Origin of the sequence: Cryobacterium sp. Y29, from assembly GCF_002929825.1 — a bacterium.
Taxonomy (GTDB): Bacteria; Actinomycetota; Actinomycetes; order Actinomycetales; family Microbacteriaceae; genus Cryobacterium.
Genome location: NZ_PJJN01000020.1, coordinates 18,261 through 33,446, shown reverse-complemented (window position 1 = coordinate 33,446; position 15,186 = coordinate 18,261). Strand labels below are relative to the sequence as shown.

The 15,186-nt window shown below is 60.6% G+C and carries 13 protein-coding genes and 1 pseudogene; 3 read left to right on the top strand and 11 right to left on the bottom strand.

Annotated features, from left to right (window positions below; genetic code table 11):
• Positions 1 to 3,472: MobF family relaxase (mobF, locus tag CXY74_RS01105; protein ID WP_104198722.1), on the bottom strand; the 3,472-nt coding region annotated here is incomplete at its 3' end.
• Positions 3,473 to 3,770: 298 nt separating this feature from the next.
• Between mobF and CXY74_RS01100 the strand changes: the two genes are divergently transcribed.
• On the top strand, positions 3,771 to 4,178 hold the full coding sequence (locus tag CXY74_RS01100) for a hypothetical protein (protein WP_104198721.1): 408 nt from the start codon (positions 3,771 to 3,773) through the stop codon (positions 4,176 to 4,178).
• Between the two features lie 47 nt (positions 4,179 to 4,225).
• Here CXY74_RS01100 and CXY74_RS01095 read toward each other — a convergent pair whose 3' ends face one another.
• The 7 genes from CXY74_RS01095 to CXY74_RS01065 all read right to left on the bottom strand — a co-directional run bounded on the left by CXY74_RS01095 (position 4,226) and on the right by CXY74_RS01065 (position 6,903).
• Positions 4,226 to 4,711 (bottom strand): hypothetical protein, encoded by a 486-nt coding sequence (locus CXY74_RS01095; protein WP_104198720.1) that lies wholly within the window; start codon positions 4,709 to 4,711, stop codon positions 4,226 to 4,228.
• A gap of 23 nt (positions 4,712 to 4,734) precedes the next feature.
• Positions 4,735 to 5,139: an antitoxin HicB gene (locus CXY74_RS01090; RefSeq protein WP_104198719.1), complete on the bottom strand. Its 405-nt coding sequence runs from the start codon at positions 5,137 to 5,139 to the stop codon at positions 4,735 to 4,737.
• A gap of 2 nt (positions 5,140 to 5,141) precedes the next feature.
• Positions 5,142 to 5,534 (bottom strand): hypothetical protein, encoded by a 393-nt coding sequence (locus tag CXY74_RS01085; protein WP_104198718.1) that lies wholly within the window; start codon positions 5,532 to 5,534, stop codon positions 5,142 to 5,144.
• 8 nt (positions 5,535 to 5,542) lie between these two features.
• On the bottom strand, positions 5,543 to 5,752 hold the full coding sequence (locus CXY74_RS01080; RefSeq protein ID WP_104198717.1) for a type II toxin-antitoxin system HicA family toxin: 210 nt from the start codon (positions 5,750 to 5,752) through the stop codon (positions 5,543 to 5,545).
• A gap of 64 nt (positions 5,753 to 5,816) precedes the next feature.
• A complete protein-coding gene (locus CXY74_RS01075; RefSeq protein WP_104198716.1) occupies positions 5,817 to 6,074 on the bottom strand; it encodes a hypothetical protein in 258 nt (85 codons plus the stop codon).
• Between the two features lie 16 nt (positions 6,075 to 6,090).
• Positions 6,091 to 6,627 carry an LPD29 domain-containing protein gene (locus tag CXY74_RS01070; protein WP_104198715.1) on the bottom strand — a complete coding sequence of 179 codons (537 nt, stop codon included), beginning with the start codon at positions 6,625 to 6,627 and terminating at the stop codon, positions 6,091 to 6,093.
• Between the two features lie 12 nt (positions 6,628 to 6,639).
• Positions 6,640 to 6,903, bottom strand: a complete 264-nt coding sequence (locus tag CXY74_RS01065; protein WP_104198714.1) for a hypothetical protein — start codon at positions 6,901 to 6,903, stop codon at positions 6,640 to 6,642.
• Between the two features lie 453 nt (positions 6,904 to 7,356).
• Between CXY74_RS01065 and CXY74_RS17645 the strand changes: the two genes are divergently transcribed.
• Positions 7,357 to 7,506, top strand: a complete 150-nt coding sequence (locus CXY74_RS17645; RefSeq protein WP_199183104.1) for a hypothetical protein — start codon at positions 7,357 to 7,359, stop codon at positions 7,504 to 7,506.
• Between the two features lie 250 nt (positions 7,507 to 7,756).
• Here CXY74_RS17645 and CXY74_RS01060 read toward each other — a convergent pair whose 3' ends face one another.
• Complete coding sequence (locus CXY74_RS01060) at positions 7,757 to 8,770, bottom strand: restriction endonuclease subunit S (RefSeq protein WP_104198713.1); 1,014 nt, start codon at positions 8,768 to 8,770, stop codon at positions 7,757 to 7,759.
• The gene (locus CXY74_RS01055; RefSeq protein WP_104198725.1) at positions 8,767 to 10,641 is read right to left on the bottom strand and encodes a class I SAM-dependent DNA methyltransferase; all 1,875 of its coding nucleotides are present in this window, start codon (positions 10,639 to 10,641) and stop codon (positions 8,767 to 8,769) included. The genes CXY74_RS01060 and CXY74_RS01055 overlap by 4 nt, the downstream gene beginning before the upstream one ends.
• Positions 10,642 to 11,483: 842 nt before the next feature.
• Here CXY74_RS01055 and CXY74_RS01050 point away from each other — a divergent pair.
• A complete protein-coding gene (locus tag CXY74_RS01050) occupies positions 11,484 to 14,195 on the top strand; it encodes an ATP-dependent RecD-like DNA helicase (protein ID WP_104198712.1) in 2,712 nt (903 codons plus the stop codon).
• Between the two features lie 246 nt (positions 14,196 to 14,441).
• Here the strand turns inward: CXY74_RS01050 and CXY74_RS01045 are convergent.
• Positions 14,442 to 15,014: pseudogene (locus CXY74_RS01045) on the bottom strand (recombinase family protein); the annotation flags it as partial.
• Positions 15,015 to 15,186 lie beyond the last annotated feature (172 nt).

Genomic DNA, 15,186 nt, shown 5'->3' with positions numbered 1-15,186 from the left:
CGGCGGCAAGTTCCGTCCACTGCTGCCGGCGGTCGGTGTCGGCGGGAACCTCTCCTAGCTCGCTTGCCCACTCGGGCTGTTCGGCCGCGATTGTCGCGCCGCGCTCCTCGAGGCGGGTGTGTAGGTAGTCGTAGCGTTCGGCCAGGTGTTCGCGCCACTCGGGGATGGTGTGTTCGGAGTCGATCGAGCGTCGCGGTGCGATCCAGGCCGGCACTGCCGGTGCGGCCTTCTTCTGGTCGGCCGGCACGGTGGCCAGGTGGCGGTCTGTGTTGTCGCTGATCCGGGAGGCCAGTACGGCGGCCTGGTCTTGGGCGTTGGCCATATCGCGTTGCGTCCACGCCTGGCGGATGGTGTCGGCGGGGTCCATGCCGGCGGCCTCGGAGTGGCGTAGCGCGGCCTCGACCGCGCCCCAGCTCTCGTGCTCGCGCAGCGTGGTCGCCAGGCCTTCGCCCAGTCCCTGGTTGGCGATCTTCGCAAAGCGCAGCACGTCGGCGCGCTCGTTCACGTCGCCGTACTGGTCGATGAGGGTCACCAGGTCATCTACCCGGGCCTGTTCGGCGCGGATGGTCTCGGTGGCCGAGAGCATGCCGTCAGCGTTGCCGGCGATCTGGTCGAGTACGTCGCTGACGGGCTGGGCGTCGGCGGTCTCGACGTACAGGTGGTTTTCGTGCTTGCCGCGGGTCAGGCCGACGTAGGCGAGTTCGCGGCTGGTGCTGCTGTCGGCCAGGACGTGGGCGGTGTCGGCGGTCATGCCCTGGGCGCGGTGGATGGTGGACGAGTAGCCCAGCTCGACGGCGCCGGTCACGTACTCCTTCGGCAGGGTGATCGTGCCCCCGGTGCTCTGGTGGCTGACGGTGAGTGTTCCGTCTGGGTGTGCTTTTTTCACGGTCCACAGGTCGCCGTTTTTGACGATGTCGCGGCCGCCGCTGACTTTCAACTGGGAGTTGTTCACGCGGGTCACAACGGTGTCGCCCTCGTACGCGGCCAGGCCGTCGCGCAGCGCAGCGGATTCCTTGCCTTTGACGATTCCCTCACTCATGCGGAACGCTTGAGCGCGGGCGTTCAGCTCGGCCACAGTGCTGTTCTGCTGTGCGAGCATCACCGAGTGCAGGCCTGCTGTGGTGTCCGACTGCCAGGCCGAGAACACTTCGCCGCTCATCCGGTCCACACTGCCGCCGGCAACGCGATCGTTCGTGACGTACCAAGCGAACGGGTCGCCGGTTGTCGCGGGGTCGCGCAGAAGCTTTGTGGCCTCGGCTTCGTCGTTGTTGGAGAAACGGTGTAGCTGGTCGAGCTTGACGGATCCAACTTCGTTTTCGAGCAGGCGCAGCGCGCCGCCGGCCTCGACGGCGGAGAGCTGGCGGTCGTCTCCGATGAGGCGGACGTGTGCGCCGTGCAGCTGGGCGATGCGGGTGACCTTGGCCAGGTTGGTGGTGCCGGCCATGCCGGCCTCGTCCACCACGATTACGTCGCCCGGGTTGAGGTCCAAACCCTCGATGCGTTCCGTTTGCTGCAGCAGCTCGGCCAGGCTGCCTTTCTGGAAAGTGAATGAGTGAATCGTCTTGGCGTCGATCTCAATTGCGTCTTTCAGCACCGCGGCCGCGGTGGCGGACGGGGCCAGGCCAATCACCTTTCCGCCCTGCGCTTCGACGGCTCGGGCCGCTACGCGCAGCGCCGTTGTCTTGCCCGTGCCGGCAGGGCCAGAGCCCACGACAAGGCGGGTGCTGCTGGTGGCGAATACCCGGGCAAGCTCGCGCTGGCCGGCGTCGAGGTGCTGGCCTTCCTTCGCGGCGACCTGATCGAATACGTCGCGAGATACGGGCGAGGCGGTGCGCGTGCGCGCGGCGTCCAGCAGTGTGTCCTCAGCGGCCAGGATGCTCCGAGAGGTGAGGAGCTGGCGGCCCTTGTGCTCGTAAATGCTGGTGCCGTCGCGGCGGGTGAGGGGCTGGAAAGCGCCGTGCGGTGCCGGCGGGGTGACAGTAATGGAATCGGTGCTCAGGGCGTGCTGGGTGATCTGCTCGACCGTGCCCTCAACGGTGTTGCCGGCGCTGCGTTGCGCCTGGATATAGCGGCGGGTTTCAGCCTCGATCGTGTGTGGTCCCCACACGGCGTGATGCTCGGACACGGTCTCAACAACATGGGCTGCAGCCTGCGCGAGGGTGATGTTTTGGGCCGGAGCTTTGGGGGTGCTGTCGTCGCGGGCGTGCGCTTGGGCGGTCTCCAAAATCCCACCCACCGCGCGGTCGCCCACAAGCGCCCCGGCCTGGACGCGCCACAACGGGCGAAGCGCCGAAAGTGCGCGAGCGTGGAGCTTCTGCGGCCTGGTGTCGAGTGTGGCCTGCTGTGCCAGGGCAATGCGGGCTTTGGCGTCGGGGGTCCGTCCGTGCGTCTCGCGGTAGTCGGATTCGAGTGTGACCATGGCCTTTTTGATCCCGGCCGACCTGGTCGAAAAACCGGCGGTGAGGCGGGCGTCAATCCCGGCGATTTCGACCACAGGGCGCTTGCCCGGGGTGACCTCACGCAGCTCGGTTGCCAGCTCTAGCCGGTCGGTAACCCGGTCCATGACGCGTTGGTTGTAGAACTCGGATGCGGCCACTCCCTGGCGGTGCAGCAGCTTGGAATCGATGGTTCGCCACTTCCCATCTACGCCTTTGACCTTGTTCGCGACCACGAGGTGGTCGTGGAGCTGTGGGTCTCCGTTGCGGGAGTCGTAGTGGCGGAACCTGGTTGCAATCAGCCCACCCTCCACGTCGATCTGTGCGACACCGTTAGTGCCGGCGCGGGTGGCGATTGCTTCGCGTTCGAGGTAGCCGATGGTGTCGCTGATCGCGGCCTCATGCTCCTCCTCGATCACCTTCCGCGTCTCGTTGTCTCCCAGTCCCCAGAGCGTTGACACGCTCTTAGCCGGCGAGAAGACCAGGTCGAATCCGGCAACGGCTTGCTGTGTCGGGCGGGTGGCCGCGGTGATGAACCGGCCCAACTCTTCCTTGTCGGCAGGCTGCCGGCCCTTGGCCGTGCGGAACGCCTGCGCGCCCTCGCGGACCCGGATAACGCGGCGCTCTTCCGCGTTAGGTTCGCGGTGGTTGATCCGGGTGAAGTCGCTGTAACCGGTCCCGATCTGCTCGCGGAGGCCGGTCGTTCCCTGCTTGTAGGAGTAGTAGCCGCGCCCCAACTTGGCTAGTTCTATCGCCTCATCAGCGGTCTTGCCCTGACCTTGAGCGGCAGCAATGATCTGTTCTGCATCCGGGTGCAGCCCCTCACCAAAGAGGGCTTTCATCTGCTCCTCCGTGACGGTGCCTGACACGCCCAGAGCAGCAAGTCCTGAGCCCACCCAGACGCCGGGAGGGTTGCCCTCGGCGGTGTAGTAATCGCCCAACTCTTGGCCGGTCTCGCGCTTCACATCACCGCTTGCGGTCTCGCTGGTGTAGTACGCATATCCGTCTCCCGCGGAGAGGATATGCATGGTCATCATGGGGTCAGCTTACCTCGTTGATTATAAATGCCAGAGGTGTGACAGATTGAGTGACGAAGAATGAGGATTGAGAGTGGCCAGGATCGGAGATACTGCGTCTGTGCTTTGAGACCGCTGGGAGTGCACGGAGCCGACGAGGAACGAGGACAGCGCAGTAAACGCGGTCGATCAGCAACAGACGGGCCACCTACAGAACCAGAGCACGACTGACTCACTCGAGCACTCCGCCACTGCGCCGTTTTTGGTGCCCGCAGGGCATGCCCGCATACTTGGACACTGACCTAAACAGGGGGATCCCATGGCTGAACTTCGCAAGTCCGCAAAACTTACCGCCGCCCGCCAGCTCGCCCGCGAGAACGCGGCCCAGTTCCGCGCTCGGGAGGACAAGCTCGAGTCCCTGGCCGTCGATTACTTCACCTACGTTGACCAGGTCGACGAAGTGAACGCGCTGGCGGAGAAAGAAATCGCCCGAATCCGCGCGCAAGCCCAGAAGAACACCGCCGCCCGACGCGCCAGCGCAGCGGTCACCATCGACACTATGCTCGCCGCCGGAGCCTCACGCGCGGAGGTCGCCGGGCGTCTCGGGATCGCAACCCGCGACGTCAAGCGGGCAGCGCCGGTCCCGGCAACTCCCGCAACAACTGTCGACGAGAATTCGGTTCCGGTCGGAGATCAGTCTGCTTCGGAAAGTGCGCCGGTCGGCTAGTAGGCGTTAGGTTCCGGGTCGGCGTTTTTGGTTGACCTGGTGAGCGTTTAGAACAGGCGCGGGTGCGATTCTTCTACCCCGGCGAGGGCGCCGCTCATCCGCTCGGGGTCCCACCCATGGGTGAGGATCACGTCTCGAAGATCGCGGGAACGCTGCGCACGCTCCTGGCGGGCCAGACCATTGAACCGCCAGGCTGACCACCGGTTAGCGTGACGGTTTTTCTGTGCCCGGTCGAGCATGTTTGTTTTGTGGGTGCCCTCGGAGAGGTGCGACTCGGCCGCGTCGGCGACGGCGTGCACACAGATCGGCACGTCGCAGGCGTGCAGCAGCAGAACCGACGGCGGCAGCGGCGTCCCGGTTGCGAGCTGGTAGGCGAAACGTTGCGGCCGGATGACCTTTTGGCCATCGCCGTCCTTCGTCCAGAACCGGCCGTAACCGTCATCAGCAATCGCGCCGGTCCAGATCCAACAGTCATCGGCGGCGGGCCCTGTGACAACGTGTGACCAGAACCGTTCCGACTGCGTAGTTTTCACTATTTTCGGCTTCGTGAGTGGGTCTAGGCGCGGTCTGAGGGTGTGTGGGCGAGCTGGTGAACACGTCCCTTGGACAGGCCCAGGAGCTTGCCCGCTTCCGCGAGCGTGTAGCCATCGGCGCGGAGGTTGGCGATCACGGTGCGGCGCATCTGGGCCGCGTCCGCTTCCGCTTCTCGAGCGGCGGCGGCTTTCTCTTGGGCAGTCTCCCAACTCGATCGGTAGGCCTCGGGGAGCGCATACGTTACGTGCACTTGGATCGTGGCGGGGTCGACGTCGAGCCAGAGTGCGGCCGCGTCGGTGGCCATGCTCTCAACGTCGTTAATGCTGCGCGTTGAGGTCACGGTGTCGAGGTCGTCATCGTGAAACGAGATTTCCCACCACTTGCCCTCGTGGGATGCGGTGGCTTCAATCGTGCGCGTCGTCATCATGGTCAAACCTCTTCCTCATTCTTTGCGTCGTCGAACCAACGCACGACGCCGTTAGCGCTGTGCGCCCGACTGACCAGCGCGGCGGCTTCGGCGGCGGATGCCGCCGCCATTTTGAGCAGCCCTGCGATGTGTCCATCGGGGCCCGCTGCGGGAACACCTTTCAAGCCGCGACCGTCCTCACCGTTATAGTGCGTCCCGTCCACGACTGCCCCGTGCCAGGTAGCCAACTGCTCGTAAACCTGGACCAGCGCATCCTGAGCGGCTTGCAAGTCGCCGAGCAAGCCGTAGGACTCGGCGGGGTGCGGAACTGAGCGTGTGGAGTGCGCCAACGTCCGCGCAACCTCGCTCAGCTCGTCCGCAATCTCAGCCTGCCGGTTCTCTGCGTTGATCGCCACGGTCTCTCCTATCGCCAGTTCTTCGGGGTGTCGGGCACGGCCTTGATGATCTGTCGGACGACTCCCGGTGATACCTTCCCGCCGTGCGGCGGGATCGAGAGTCGCTCTGTTCGGTCCGGGCTGACCCACAGAATGTGACTGCCGCTCTGGCGGGCTACGGTCCAGCCCGCCTCGCGCAGAAATCGTTCCACGTCCCGGTACTTCACTTCGTTGACCATAATATAAGTATAGTCCCCCTAGATCAAGTTTGTCTAGGGGGACTATACAATATTTCAGGGTGCTTTATTGATCCGTGCCGTGTCCGGCTCCGGCGGGTGCAATGGGCTGAAAGTGGCTGACTCCTTCGTCGTCGTCGTCGGCGGCGTGCGCGTCGATCCACGTTGCGGCGGCCGTGTCTGCTCCGACTGCGCGGAGCATCCCGGCCAGTGCATCAACTCCGGTACAGCTCATCCGAGGCCCAACGTCGCCCGCGAAATCCCCGGCCGCGAATACCTCAGTGAAGGTCGCGGCCGCGTCGGTATCAATCATGGTGGTGATCATTTCTGGTGCTCCTGGTCTATCGAGTGGGCGCGGTAACGGTGCAGAGGTTGACGCGGCGGAGGATCGCTTGGGCGAGCTGGGTGGGGCTGTAGATGCAATCGTGGAAGCGCCCGGCGACATAGAGGCTCTGGGGCAAGGGGGCACCGGTGATGGTGTCGCCCTCGGGGGTGAAGAGCACCAAGTCTTTTCGGTCGCTGTCGGTGCTGATGAGGTGCTGTGCGACGCGGTATCCGGCGGTGGTGTGGTCGCGGTGGGTGTTGATGCCGTCGCAGCTGTAGTGCACGACGCGGGGCATGTCTTCGCCGTCGAACGCGACGAGCGCTGACCCGTTGTCGTCGTATCCATCGGTCATGCTGTTGAAGCTGCGGCCCTTGTACTGGCGGGTGATCGCGCGCACGTCGAGGTCAGTGGGGCCGTCGCTCCAGGAAACACTCATCCAGGCTGACGCGGTGCCGGTGCTCATCCGGACGCTGAACTTCACGCCGGGAAATGCGTTCTTCAACGCCGTACGAAGCAACTTGGCGGTGTCCTTGGTGCTGATGTATTCGGCCATGGTCTGGTCTCCTCAGTTGCTTAGTGCGGTAGCGGGTGTGGTTACGGCCTGGGCTTCCCACTGGGCGAGCTGGGCGCGGAGGTCAGCGATCGCTGTGAGCTGGGCGGCGGTGCGCTGGGCGATCACGGCGGGACTCTCGGGAGCGTGGGGGGTGGCAAACCCTCCCCAGGTCAACATCCGTTCACGGCTCCGGATCGAGCGGGTGAGGTGTCGGATTTTCCACTCAACATCAACGGGAGCCGCTGCGCTGTGGTGAGTCCTGATCTGTTCAAGCATTTTCTCTCCTCCAAATTTTTTTGCCTTTCGGCGGATTTCCGCCCTCATGGAGTGCTGTCGGGGTCAAGCCCCAAGGAGCGGTTGCAGGCCAAAGTTGTGGAGGAGCGCAGCGGAGGAGAAAGTTTTGCCGAAACTGCGACGACGGCTTGACGCCGACAGCACGGAGTGAACAATCCCCCAGACGAAAAGCAACAAAGTTCACGTGCGTCGGCCTACACACTGGGGAACCAAGCCTGCGGCTCTTCTCCCATCCCGAGTGCGGGTTTCTTCGGGGGTCGGCTATGGTGCCGGCATCCCACTGGCCCGTGGGGCACTCCCGCAAACCGTGAACGGTGCCTCACCCCACTGCAGGTCGAGGAGTCGCAGTTAAGCGCGTTCTGTCGATGCCCCGCACGTTGCCTGGTCCGCTTGCCCTAGCAGCGGCCGGCTCATCTGCAAGCGGATAATAGGAGGATGAATTGGGACCTGGCACACCGTCCGCGAGACACGGCCGAGTCAACGCCCGTCACCATCGAAGCACCAGACAGCTGGACCGCCCTCGAGCAACTGCGCGCCGCCATCCCCGCCGATCACCTGGTCTTATACGTGCGCCCCACCAAATAGCGACGATCGCCCACTCCCGAATCCTCCCAAAAAACGAATTTATGTTCTATAAACTCCATAAATGCGAGCTTTATTGGAGTGAACAGTGGCCGCAAAAAAAGACGAGCCCCCGCGGACCATATCCGACTCCTTTAGTGCAGTCCGGCAGCCTCGAAGAGGTCGAACCCGCGTTCAGCGCCGAGTGGTAGATCCGCGGGTTGCACCGTGCCTGGGTGTGGGTGGCGGCCATCCAACGCGGCGGACTAACTGTCTAGGCGGAGGTAACCGTTCGAAGGTCGCTCGCGGGTAACCGACTCACCGTTGATGAAGCGATCGCAGCGGAGAACGGCAGGCCTCGCATCATCGATTCCGCATAGTCCCAGTCCGGCTGGCCGTCGGGGCGCACGGGGAGGCGGACTGTCGTTTTCTTCATGCGGGCAAGAGTCCACTTATAGCCATATGTGAACCGGTGGCGCTCATGTTTAATCGCCGCAGCGACGAACAAAAGAGCCCATTTGGTTACTTCAGCACGCGGGATTAGGACGTTTACGTCATCGCATGCAAAATATGGCTCATCCTGGTAAAAAGTTGACCCGACACTTCCGTTGTAGGCCACCGTAAGAGTGTGTGCGGGGGCATTAGGTGTCACATCGCACATATCGGTCACGCCGTTATTGAACTCGGTTGCCCCAACAAATCGAACTTCCCCGGGCCGGCGATCGGCCTTGGTGAGTCGGCGACCCTTACGTATATCGAAAAGGCCGTCGATACGGAAAATCTGCCAGGCAGGAGCATCAGCCAAACTGACAGATGTGTCGAGGGCCTGACGCAGGCCAGCAACAGTGGGAATCTCGGCGCGATCAACCCAGTCGGGCACGGTATCCGGTAGACCAATTGTTCGAAGGGTACGGTTTGCTTCACGCCCAAACGCCGTATACCGGAATGCGTTGTGACGAATGCACATTGCATAGAACAACCGGTGCAAGTGCGACATCTCTTCGTCCTTGGGGAACAGAACCGCGACGTTCTGAGCAGTGTAAAAAGGGCGCTGTTGGACGTATGTGGAAAGCAACCGCGAACCACCAAGCGCGACAGTGAGAGCGCCGGCCGGATAGAGACGTGCGCCCTCAATCGATGCAACATAGCCCGAAACCCCACTATGGCCGGAAAGCCCGCCCTTGCGGCCGACGAACGCGGTGCCATCGGATTTGTGGGTTCGCGTCAACTTGTTCATGTCGAGCTTGTTTCCATACTCAACGTCAAACAGGTCGGCGATGACCGTCACTCGTCACCCTCTGGCGAGCCGCTGCCGAGTGTAAACAGCGAGTAATCGAGAAGCACGCGCTCAAAGTCAGCTTCGGTCAGCGTGCTGTAATCCGTTTCCATGTACGCCTCAGCGACCCACTCGTCCACCGCGGTGACTTTCTGCATGACGGACTCACCAGGGTGCACCTCTCGGTTACGCCAAGACTCAACCCACCTATCGCGAAATACGGGCCAGGTATGGTGTTTGTCAACGCGCCCCAAATTCTTGACCTTTACGAAGCCGTCTTCACGCCAGTAGCCGAACCAGGTCTTGCGGTCACTTGCCTTGTGCGGTTTTTGCGCTGTAAAAACCATGATGCAGGTCACAACGCCGGTAGGAGCGAAAACCTCCGGAGGCATCGACATAACTGCTTCGAGCGTGTGGCGCTTGAGTAGCTCGCTCTTCTCAATAGACGGCGCTGTCGCGCAGCTGATGGGAACGATGGCGATTCCGCGCCCTCCCTCTGCGAGCATGTCGAGCATATTGAGAAAGAACCGCAGTTCGCTTAGGTCCTGCTTCGATTTTGCGTAGGGCGGGTTGATCATCCCGACCGTAGGACGCATTGCACCCGCAGTGCCGTGGTGTTTCTTGATTGCATCGATGTTCGGCTTATCGAAGCACGACCCCTGGTAAAGGTTTGATTTTCCATCGCCACGAAGAATCATGTTCGACGCCGCTAAAGCGTACATTGTCGCTTGCTGCTCGATTCCGAGCAGGCGCTCACCTTTGATCGAAGCAATCTCGGCTTCAGTGGTAGCTGTCCGCATCATCTCAGTCATCGCGGAGATCAGGAAACCCCCCGTACCTGCGCACGTGTCCACCACGACGTCTGTCTTGTCGACATTGGCGATGAGCGCAAACAGCTCGGTCACGTGGCGCGGCGTCAACACAATTCCGAGTCCCTTGCCGTCACCGCCACTGTATCGAAGGAACTCGCCATAGAAACGCCCGACAACATCAATGTCGTGATAGACGGTCATAAACGGCAAAACATGCTCGGCGAGCATCTTCACAATTTGATTTAGCACCCCCTTGGGGTAAGCCACAGTCGCCTTCGAGAGTTCCGGTTGTACCTGAATTCCGGTAAAAGGCTGCACGAGGTTACTAATTTTTGCCTTCAGCAACGACGCCTCAGTCATCTGCTTGCGGATTGCCTGCATCCAGGCGCCAGGGAGATCTTTGGCAGGATATACGTCATACGTCTTGCGGAATACCGGGTCGTTGAGGGCTATGAGCGTGCCTGCAACAGCGAGGGGCTTCTCTTGTTCGGTCATCTCGGCTTCATCGCGCATGAACACATGGAGCTGCTGCGAGAAGCTAATCAGGTCGCGCTCGCGCTGACGCTGCACAGTCGGATCGAATGCCGCCGCAACGATCAAATCGGACATCGGGACGAGTTCCTCAATCTCGGCACCGGTCGGAGCAACGAGAGAGCGGTGCACCTCGGATCCCTTGGGAGTTAGGAATAGGGACCATTTCGATGCCGCAGGTGACCCGGATACGGCCACAGAGACGACAGTATGCGTGGGACTCAGATGGCGGGCGTAATGCAGTACACCGTCCACAGCGAAATCCGCGGGGCGATCGAGATTAGTCGACTGGTGACGCGAAATCTCCGCCTTGCACTCGATGATGATGGCGATGTCTGGCGCACTGGGTGCGGTGATGATGAACTCGGGGTAGCCCGCCGCTTTACCCGAGCCTCTTTTTGACGCCTTTGAAAGCGCAGTTCGGATGGCTGCAATGGCACTCTGCTGCTTTTCAACGAGGATGGCCGTCTCGTCATCGTAATAACCGAGGTGTCGGAGGATGCTGTCAGTCAGGTCTTCGGTAATACGTTCATTGGCCACTCTTAGACCGTAATGGCTCAGCGCACTGCACCCGCACACCAGGATCACTCTTTACAAGAGACGTGTTCGCCTCGCTCGCCGAACTACTGTCGGCCGCAAGCCCGGGTCGCCAAGCTGCTCCCGGTCTCCCTCGCGATTGAGGCCCACTGAGGCACCCAATATCGCGCCCCAGGTGTGGTTGAGTATTTGATGTCTTGAGAGCCATCCGATCGTGCGGCTCAGAGCCGCCGTTCGTGCGGAAGCGAGCCAGGAGTGGCCCGGCTGGCAGCCAGTGGCTCCATCCGCCGGATCGATAGGCGTTGGTGAGGGTTGTCTGCTCTGTCATGTTGATGGTGCCGGTCTCGACCCAGACGGTGCTGTGGGTGATGCAGCCCATGATCGCGGCGTCATGCGCACGGAGTCGAGACGACGGTGCCAGGCCTCGACAACGGATGTTGGGTGCAGAGAACCGTCCAGATCTCCCCTGCGGGGGTGAAGCGTCACATGGTTGCGAGACCATCCCCGGTGGCTCTCAACCACCCGGATCACGGCTCTGGACAACACGATTCCTGGTTTGGGGCAATGGCCTTCATCTGTACCACCCCGGCTCCCTCGGAGGCCAATATTCAGTGGTCGAGCCTAACTACCGATCATCTCACCAGCGCTTTCCCTGGAGCCAGTGTCTTCACCGCACCGAACTCGCATACGAGTTCAATCTACACCGGCGGCAGTCTCCACTAATCGGCTCCGTAGATTGGGGCGTGGGACCCCTTCTCGGTGCTGCTGCCGACGAGGGTCGGCGATATGGTCAACTGACCCTTCACAGGACACATCAAGGGCGCACGCACGCAGGGGGCAATTTAATGAGTTCAGTCGATCAGCAAATCCGAAGCGCAGACCGTGCGATCACGGGAAGCATCACCGCACTGAAAGGCGACCGCGCGCTTCTATCGATCACAGTACTATCTCAGCTTCGAAACCTGGTCGAGGGTTCTGCCGTACGGTTACACTCCGGTAGCGGGGACACCGAGTACTCCTACGCCGCCGTTCAAGAAGCACTCGTGTATATCGGCTCAGCGCCGAAACGAGTCCAATTCCTAAATCGGTTTCACAAGCTCCTCCAGGAGAGCGTGTCGCACTACACGATGGATGGCGACGCTTCCGAACGGCTCATGCTCAAGTACTTCGAGTACTTAATCCGACTTCGAAGCCTGCTGTGGAACGTGTGCAAGCTTCCTATCCTGGCAAATCTTGAGGACTTCCCGGTGAATCTCGACCCTTCATTGCGCGAGTATCACCAGAAAATTGCCGACCGGATTGCTGCTGCGCGCGCAATGCCGACACCCGGCGGGAAGCGCGACCGGTACTACATCCACCGCACTCGCCCGTTCTTCGCGAGGGGACGCATCTTCTACGAGGTCGTGTTCCGGCCCGCAACCGATCGCGTCAGTAAGTTTGACCGCATCATTGCATTTACCGACATCGACATAACGGACAAATACGCGGCGTACCTCACGGTCATGCCGGAGGCGATTGAGGTACTTAGTCAGACGATGCCAATCACGGTCCTTCTCGAATGGCAGGTTTCGATCCGTCCGTGCGAGCTCAACAACTTTGCGAAGCTATTCGGGACTCAAACGACGGTGCAGTCAACGAGCTCCGAGTACCGAGTATTGATGAAGCACCTGACTAAGACCGAGTCGAGTCTGCTTGACGTTGTAGCGCTGCCTGACGCCCTTTTTGCGAAGCTCCAAATGGAGGCGACGGCGCGGGTGCAGAAAGCTCAAGTCTTCCCGGTCCTAGTTAAGGCGCGTTCGTTGTTGGCAAAGAAGTCAGCTGGACACAACATGATCCGGTACCTAATGCTGCGAATGAACAACGTGGTGCTGAAGCAGCAATACAGCGCGGAGACTTGGAGTGGTCTTTCCCACCTGCATCTTCAGTTTGGATGCAAGGCATTCGATTCCATGCCGTTCTGTACATCACCAATCGGGCACAATGCACGTTTTGCAGACCTAGTGGAAAGCCTGGACTCGAAATCGCACAAGCACGAACTACTGGCGAGGCGAGTCAAAAACAACGTCGAACGACACGGGATGCTGTACACCCCTGTCAACGAATTAGAGCATTTTGGAGACCTAAAGACCTTGGTCTCGGAGTACAACACCGCGCTTTATTACAAACATCGACCTCGGCGTGACTTGGTGCAAGACAAGGGCCACTTGCTCATCCAAAGCTATGAGGATGACACCGTCGAGATCATCACGGAATTGCAGAAGTATGCCGTGGCCGGAATTGGCGGCTATACCGCCGCGGTGGAGCGTTGGTTAGAGGAGACGACGACTATCACGGTCGACGACCCTCTGAAAGTGGCCGCGCTGAAGGCATTATTCGCCAACTCCCAAGTCGCACTAATCTACGGCGCAGCAGGCACCGGCAAGTCGACGGTGATCAACCATATCGCCAACTACTTCAACGACAAGAAGAAGCTGTTTCTTGCCCACACGAACCCTGCGGTCAATAACTTGGAGCGTCGAGTCACCGCGCAGAACTCAGAGTTCCGCACAATTGCTCGTGAGACCTGGCGGCCCTCTTATACCGAGTACGACGTCTTGATCATCGACGAGTGCAGCACAGTGAGCAATGAGGACCTGCTCAAGGTGCTCCGACAGACGCGGTTCAAACTTCTGGTTCTTGTGGGCGACGTCTACCAGATCGAGTCCATTAAGTTCGGAAACTGGTTCACTCTCGCGCCCGCGTTCATCCCCTCTTCGTCCGTTTTTGAGCTGACCAACCCGTACAGGACTAAGAGCAATCAACTCCTTAAATTCTGGGGCGCAGTTCGCGGGATCGACGCCAACATCGAAGAGCTACTCGCCCACTACGGATACTCGACGGTTCTCGACGAATCGCTCTTCGAAGCCCAGCGAGACGACGAAATCATCCTCTGCCTCAACTACGACGGCCTATACGGAATCAACAACATCAATCGCTTTCTCCAAAGCAGCAATCCCGGACTCACGGTGAACTGGGGCGTTTCCACATATAAGGTTGGCGATCCAGTTCTCTTCAACGACACCGACCGCTTTCGAGGCGTCATCTACAACAACCTCAAAGGAAAGATCGTCGCCATTGAAGAGCATCATGGCCGTATCCAGTTCGACATAGACATTGACCGCATCATCTCAGCTTTTGACGTCTACGGCACCGAGTTGGAATGGGTCGGTAATTCAGTTGTACGGTTTTCGGTCTACGAGCGTGGCAACACCGACGAGGACGACGAGTTATCGAACTCGAGCGTACCGTTTCAGGTGGCATATGCCGTCTCAATTCACAAGGCGCAAGGCCTCGAGTACGAGTCGGTGAAGGTCGTAATCACCGGCGCAAACGAGGACGAGATCTCACACAGCATTTTCTACACGGCTGTCACCCGTGCGCGCGAACAGCTCAAGATTTTTTGGACGCCAGAGACCCAAAAGGCAGTGCTCGGCCAGCTCGCCAGACCTGAGAACGGACGTGACCTTGGGCTTCTCTCAAGTCGGCGGGGGCTGAAACCTTCGCGTAAGAAAAATTAACTCCGGTTGCCGACTAGCGATGTCTTTTACACGAAAGATCGCAACCACCGTACGGAATTGGCGACGCATATCGTGTGTCTCATTAGACGGACGGTGACCGGGGCAGCTTTGAATTACCGTCGTCTATTCGGTTCCCTGCGGTGCCGAGAGGGCGACCGTCCCGTAAGACCCGTCTGAGAAAATGCCCGGTGAAGGGAGGGTATACGGGACACGTTCGGACGCTTCAGATGACTCGGCGGCAGGGTCCAGGGCTCGCGCTCGGCGATAGAAGGTTGCTCGAGACATTCCGAGGTCGCGGGCAACCGTTGTTGCTGTCTCTCCGCCGTCGATGAGTCGGCGGGCGTTGCGGACTTGGCTGTCGGTGATGATCCGCGGGCGGCCGCCTAAATCCTTGCCGGCTGCGCGGCGTTTGTTGATGGAGTCGACAACACGCTCTCGCTTGATTTCGTGTTCCATCTGCCCGAGCGCCGCCATGATCGTGAACAGCATGGACCCCATCGGTGTCGCTGTATCGACGTCGCCGCCGCCGAGGTTAAGTACGCGAAGGCCGGCGCCGCGGCCGCGAAGCTCCTCGGCAAAAGCGAGCATGTTCTGCGTTGATCGGCCGAGCCGGTCCAGGGTCGTGATGACGAGGGTGTCGCCGTCTTCGAGAGCGTCGAGGGCCTGATCGAAGTACGGCCGGGATGCTCGAGCGCCGGAGATTCCATGGTCGACGTACAGGTCGTCGCGCCGCACGCCGGCGGCCAAGATATCCACTTGTTGCCGGTCGGTGGATTGTTGGCGCGTGGATACGCGCGCGTAGCCGATCAGCTTTGTCACATTTCTCCTGGGGTGTCTCGTAACTAAAGGTGTGTACTGCAATTACAACAGGAGGTTATGCGACGTTGTTATAAGACTCGCCGTGCCGCCAGATTCCGCCGATCCGCAAAGTCGAAAATGGGATGTCGTGAGACGTCTTATATCCCTAGGGTTATGAGGCATGCGGAGGTCT

Coding starts and splice junctions, on each gene's coding strand:
- CXY74_RS01070 (WP_104198715.1), bottom strand. CDS start 6,627: ATGGCCGAATACATCAGCACCAAGGACACCGCCAAGTTGCTTCGTACG.
- CXY74_RS01100 (WP_104198721.1), top strand. CDS start 3,771: ATGGCTGAACTTCGCAAGTCCGCAAAACTTACCGCCGCCCGCCAGCTC.
- CXY74_RS01080 (WP_104198717.1), bottom strand. CDS start 5,752: ATGGTCAACGAAGTGAAGTACCGGGACGTGGAACGATTTCTGCGCGAG.
- CXY74_RS01050 (WP_104198712.1), top strand. CDS start 11,484: ATGAGTTCAGTCGATCAGCAAATCCGAAGCGCAGACCGTGCGATCACG.
- CXY74_RS01065 (WP_104198714.1), bottom strand. CDS start 6,903: ATGCTTGAACAGATCAGGACTCACCACAGCGCAGCGGCTCCCGTTGAT.
- CXY74_RS01075 (WP_104198716.1), bottom strand. CDS start 6,074: ATGATCACCACCATGATTGATACCGACGCGGCCGCGACCTTCACTGAG.
- CXY74_RS17645 (WP_199183104.1), top strand. CDS start 7,357: ATGAATTGGGACCTGGCACACCGTCCGCGAGACACGGCCGAGTCAACG.
- CXY74_RS01090 (WP_104198719.1), bottom strand. CDS start 5,139: ATGATGACGACGCGCACGATTGAAGCCACCGCATCCCACGAGGGCAAG.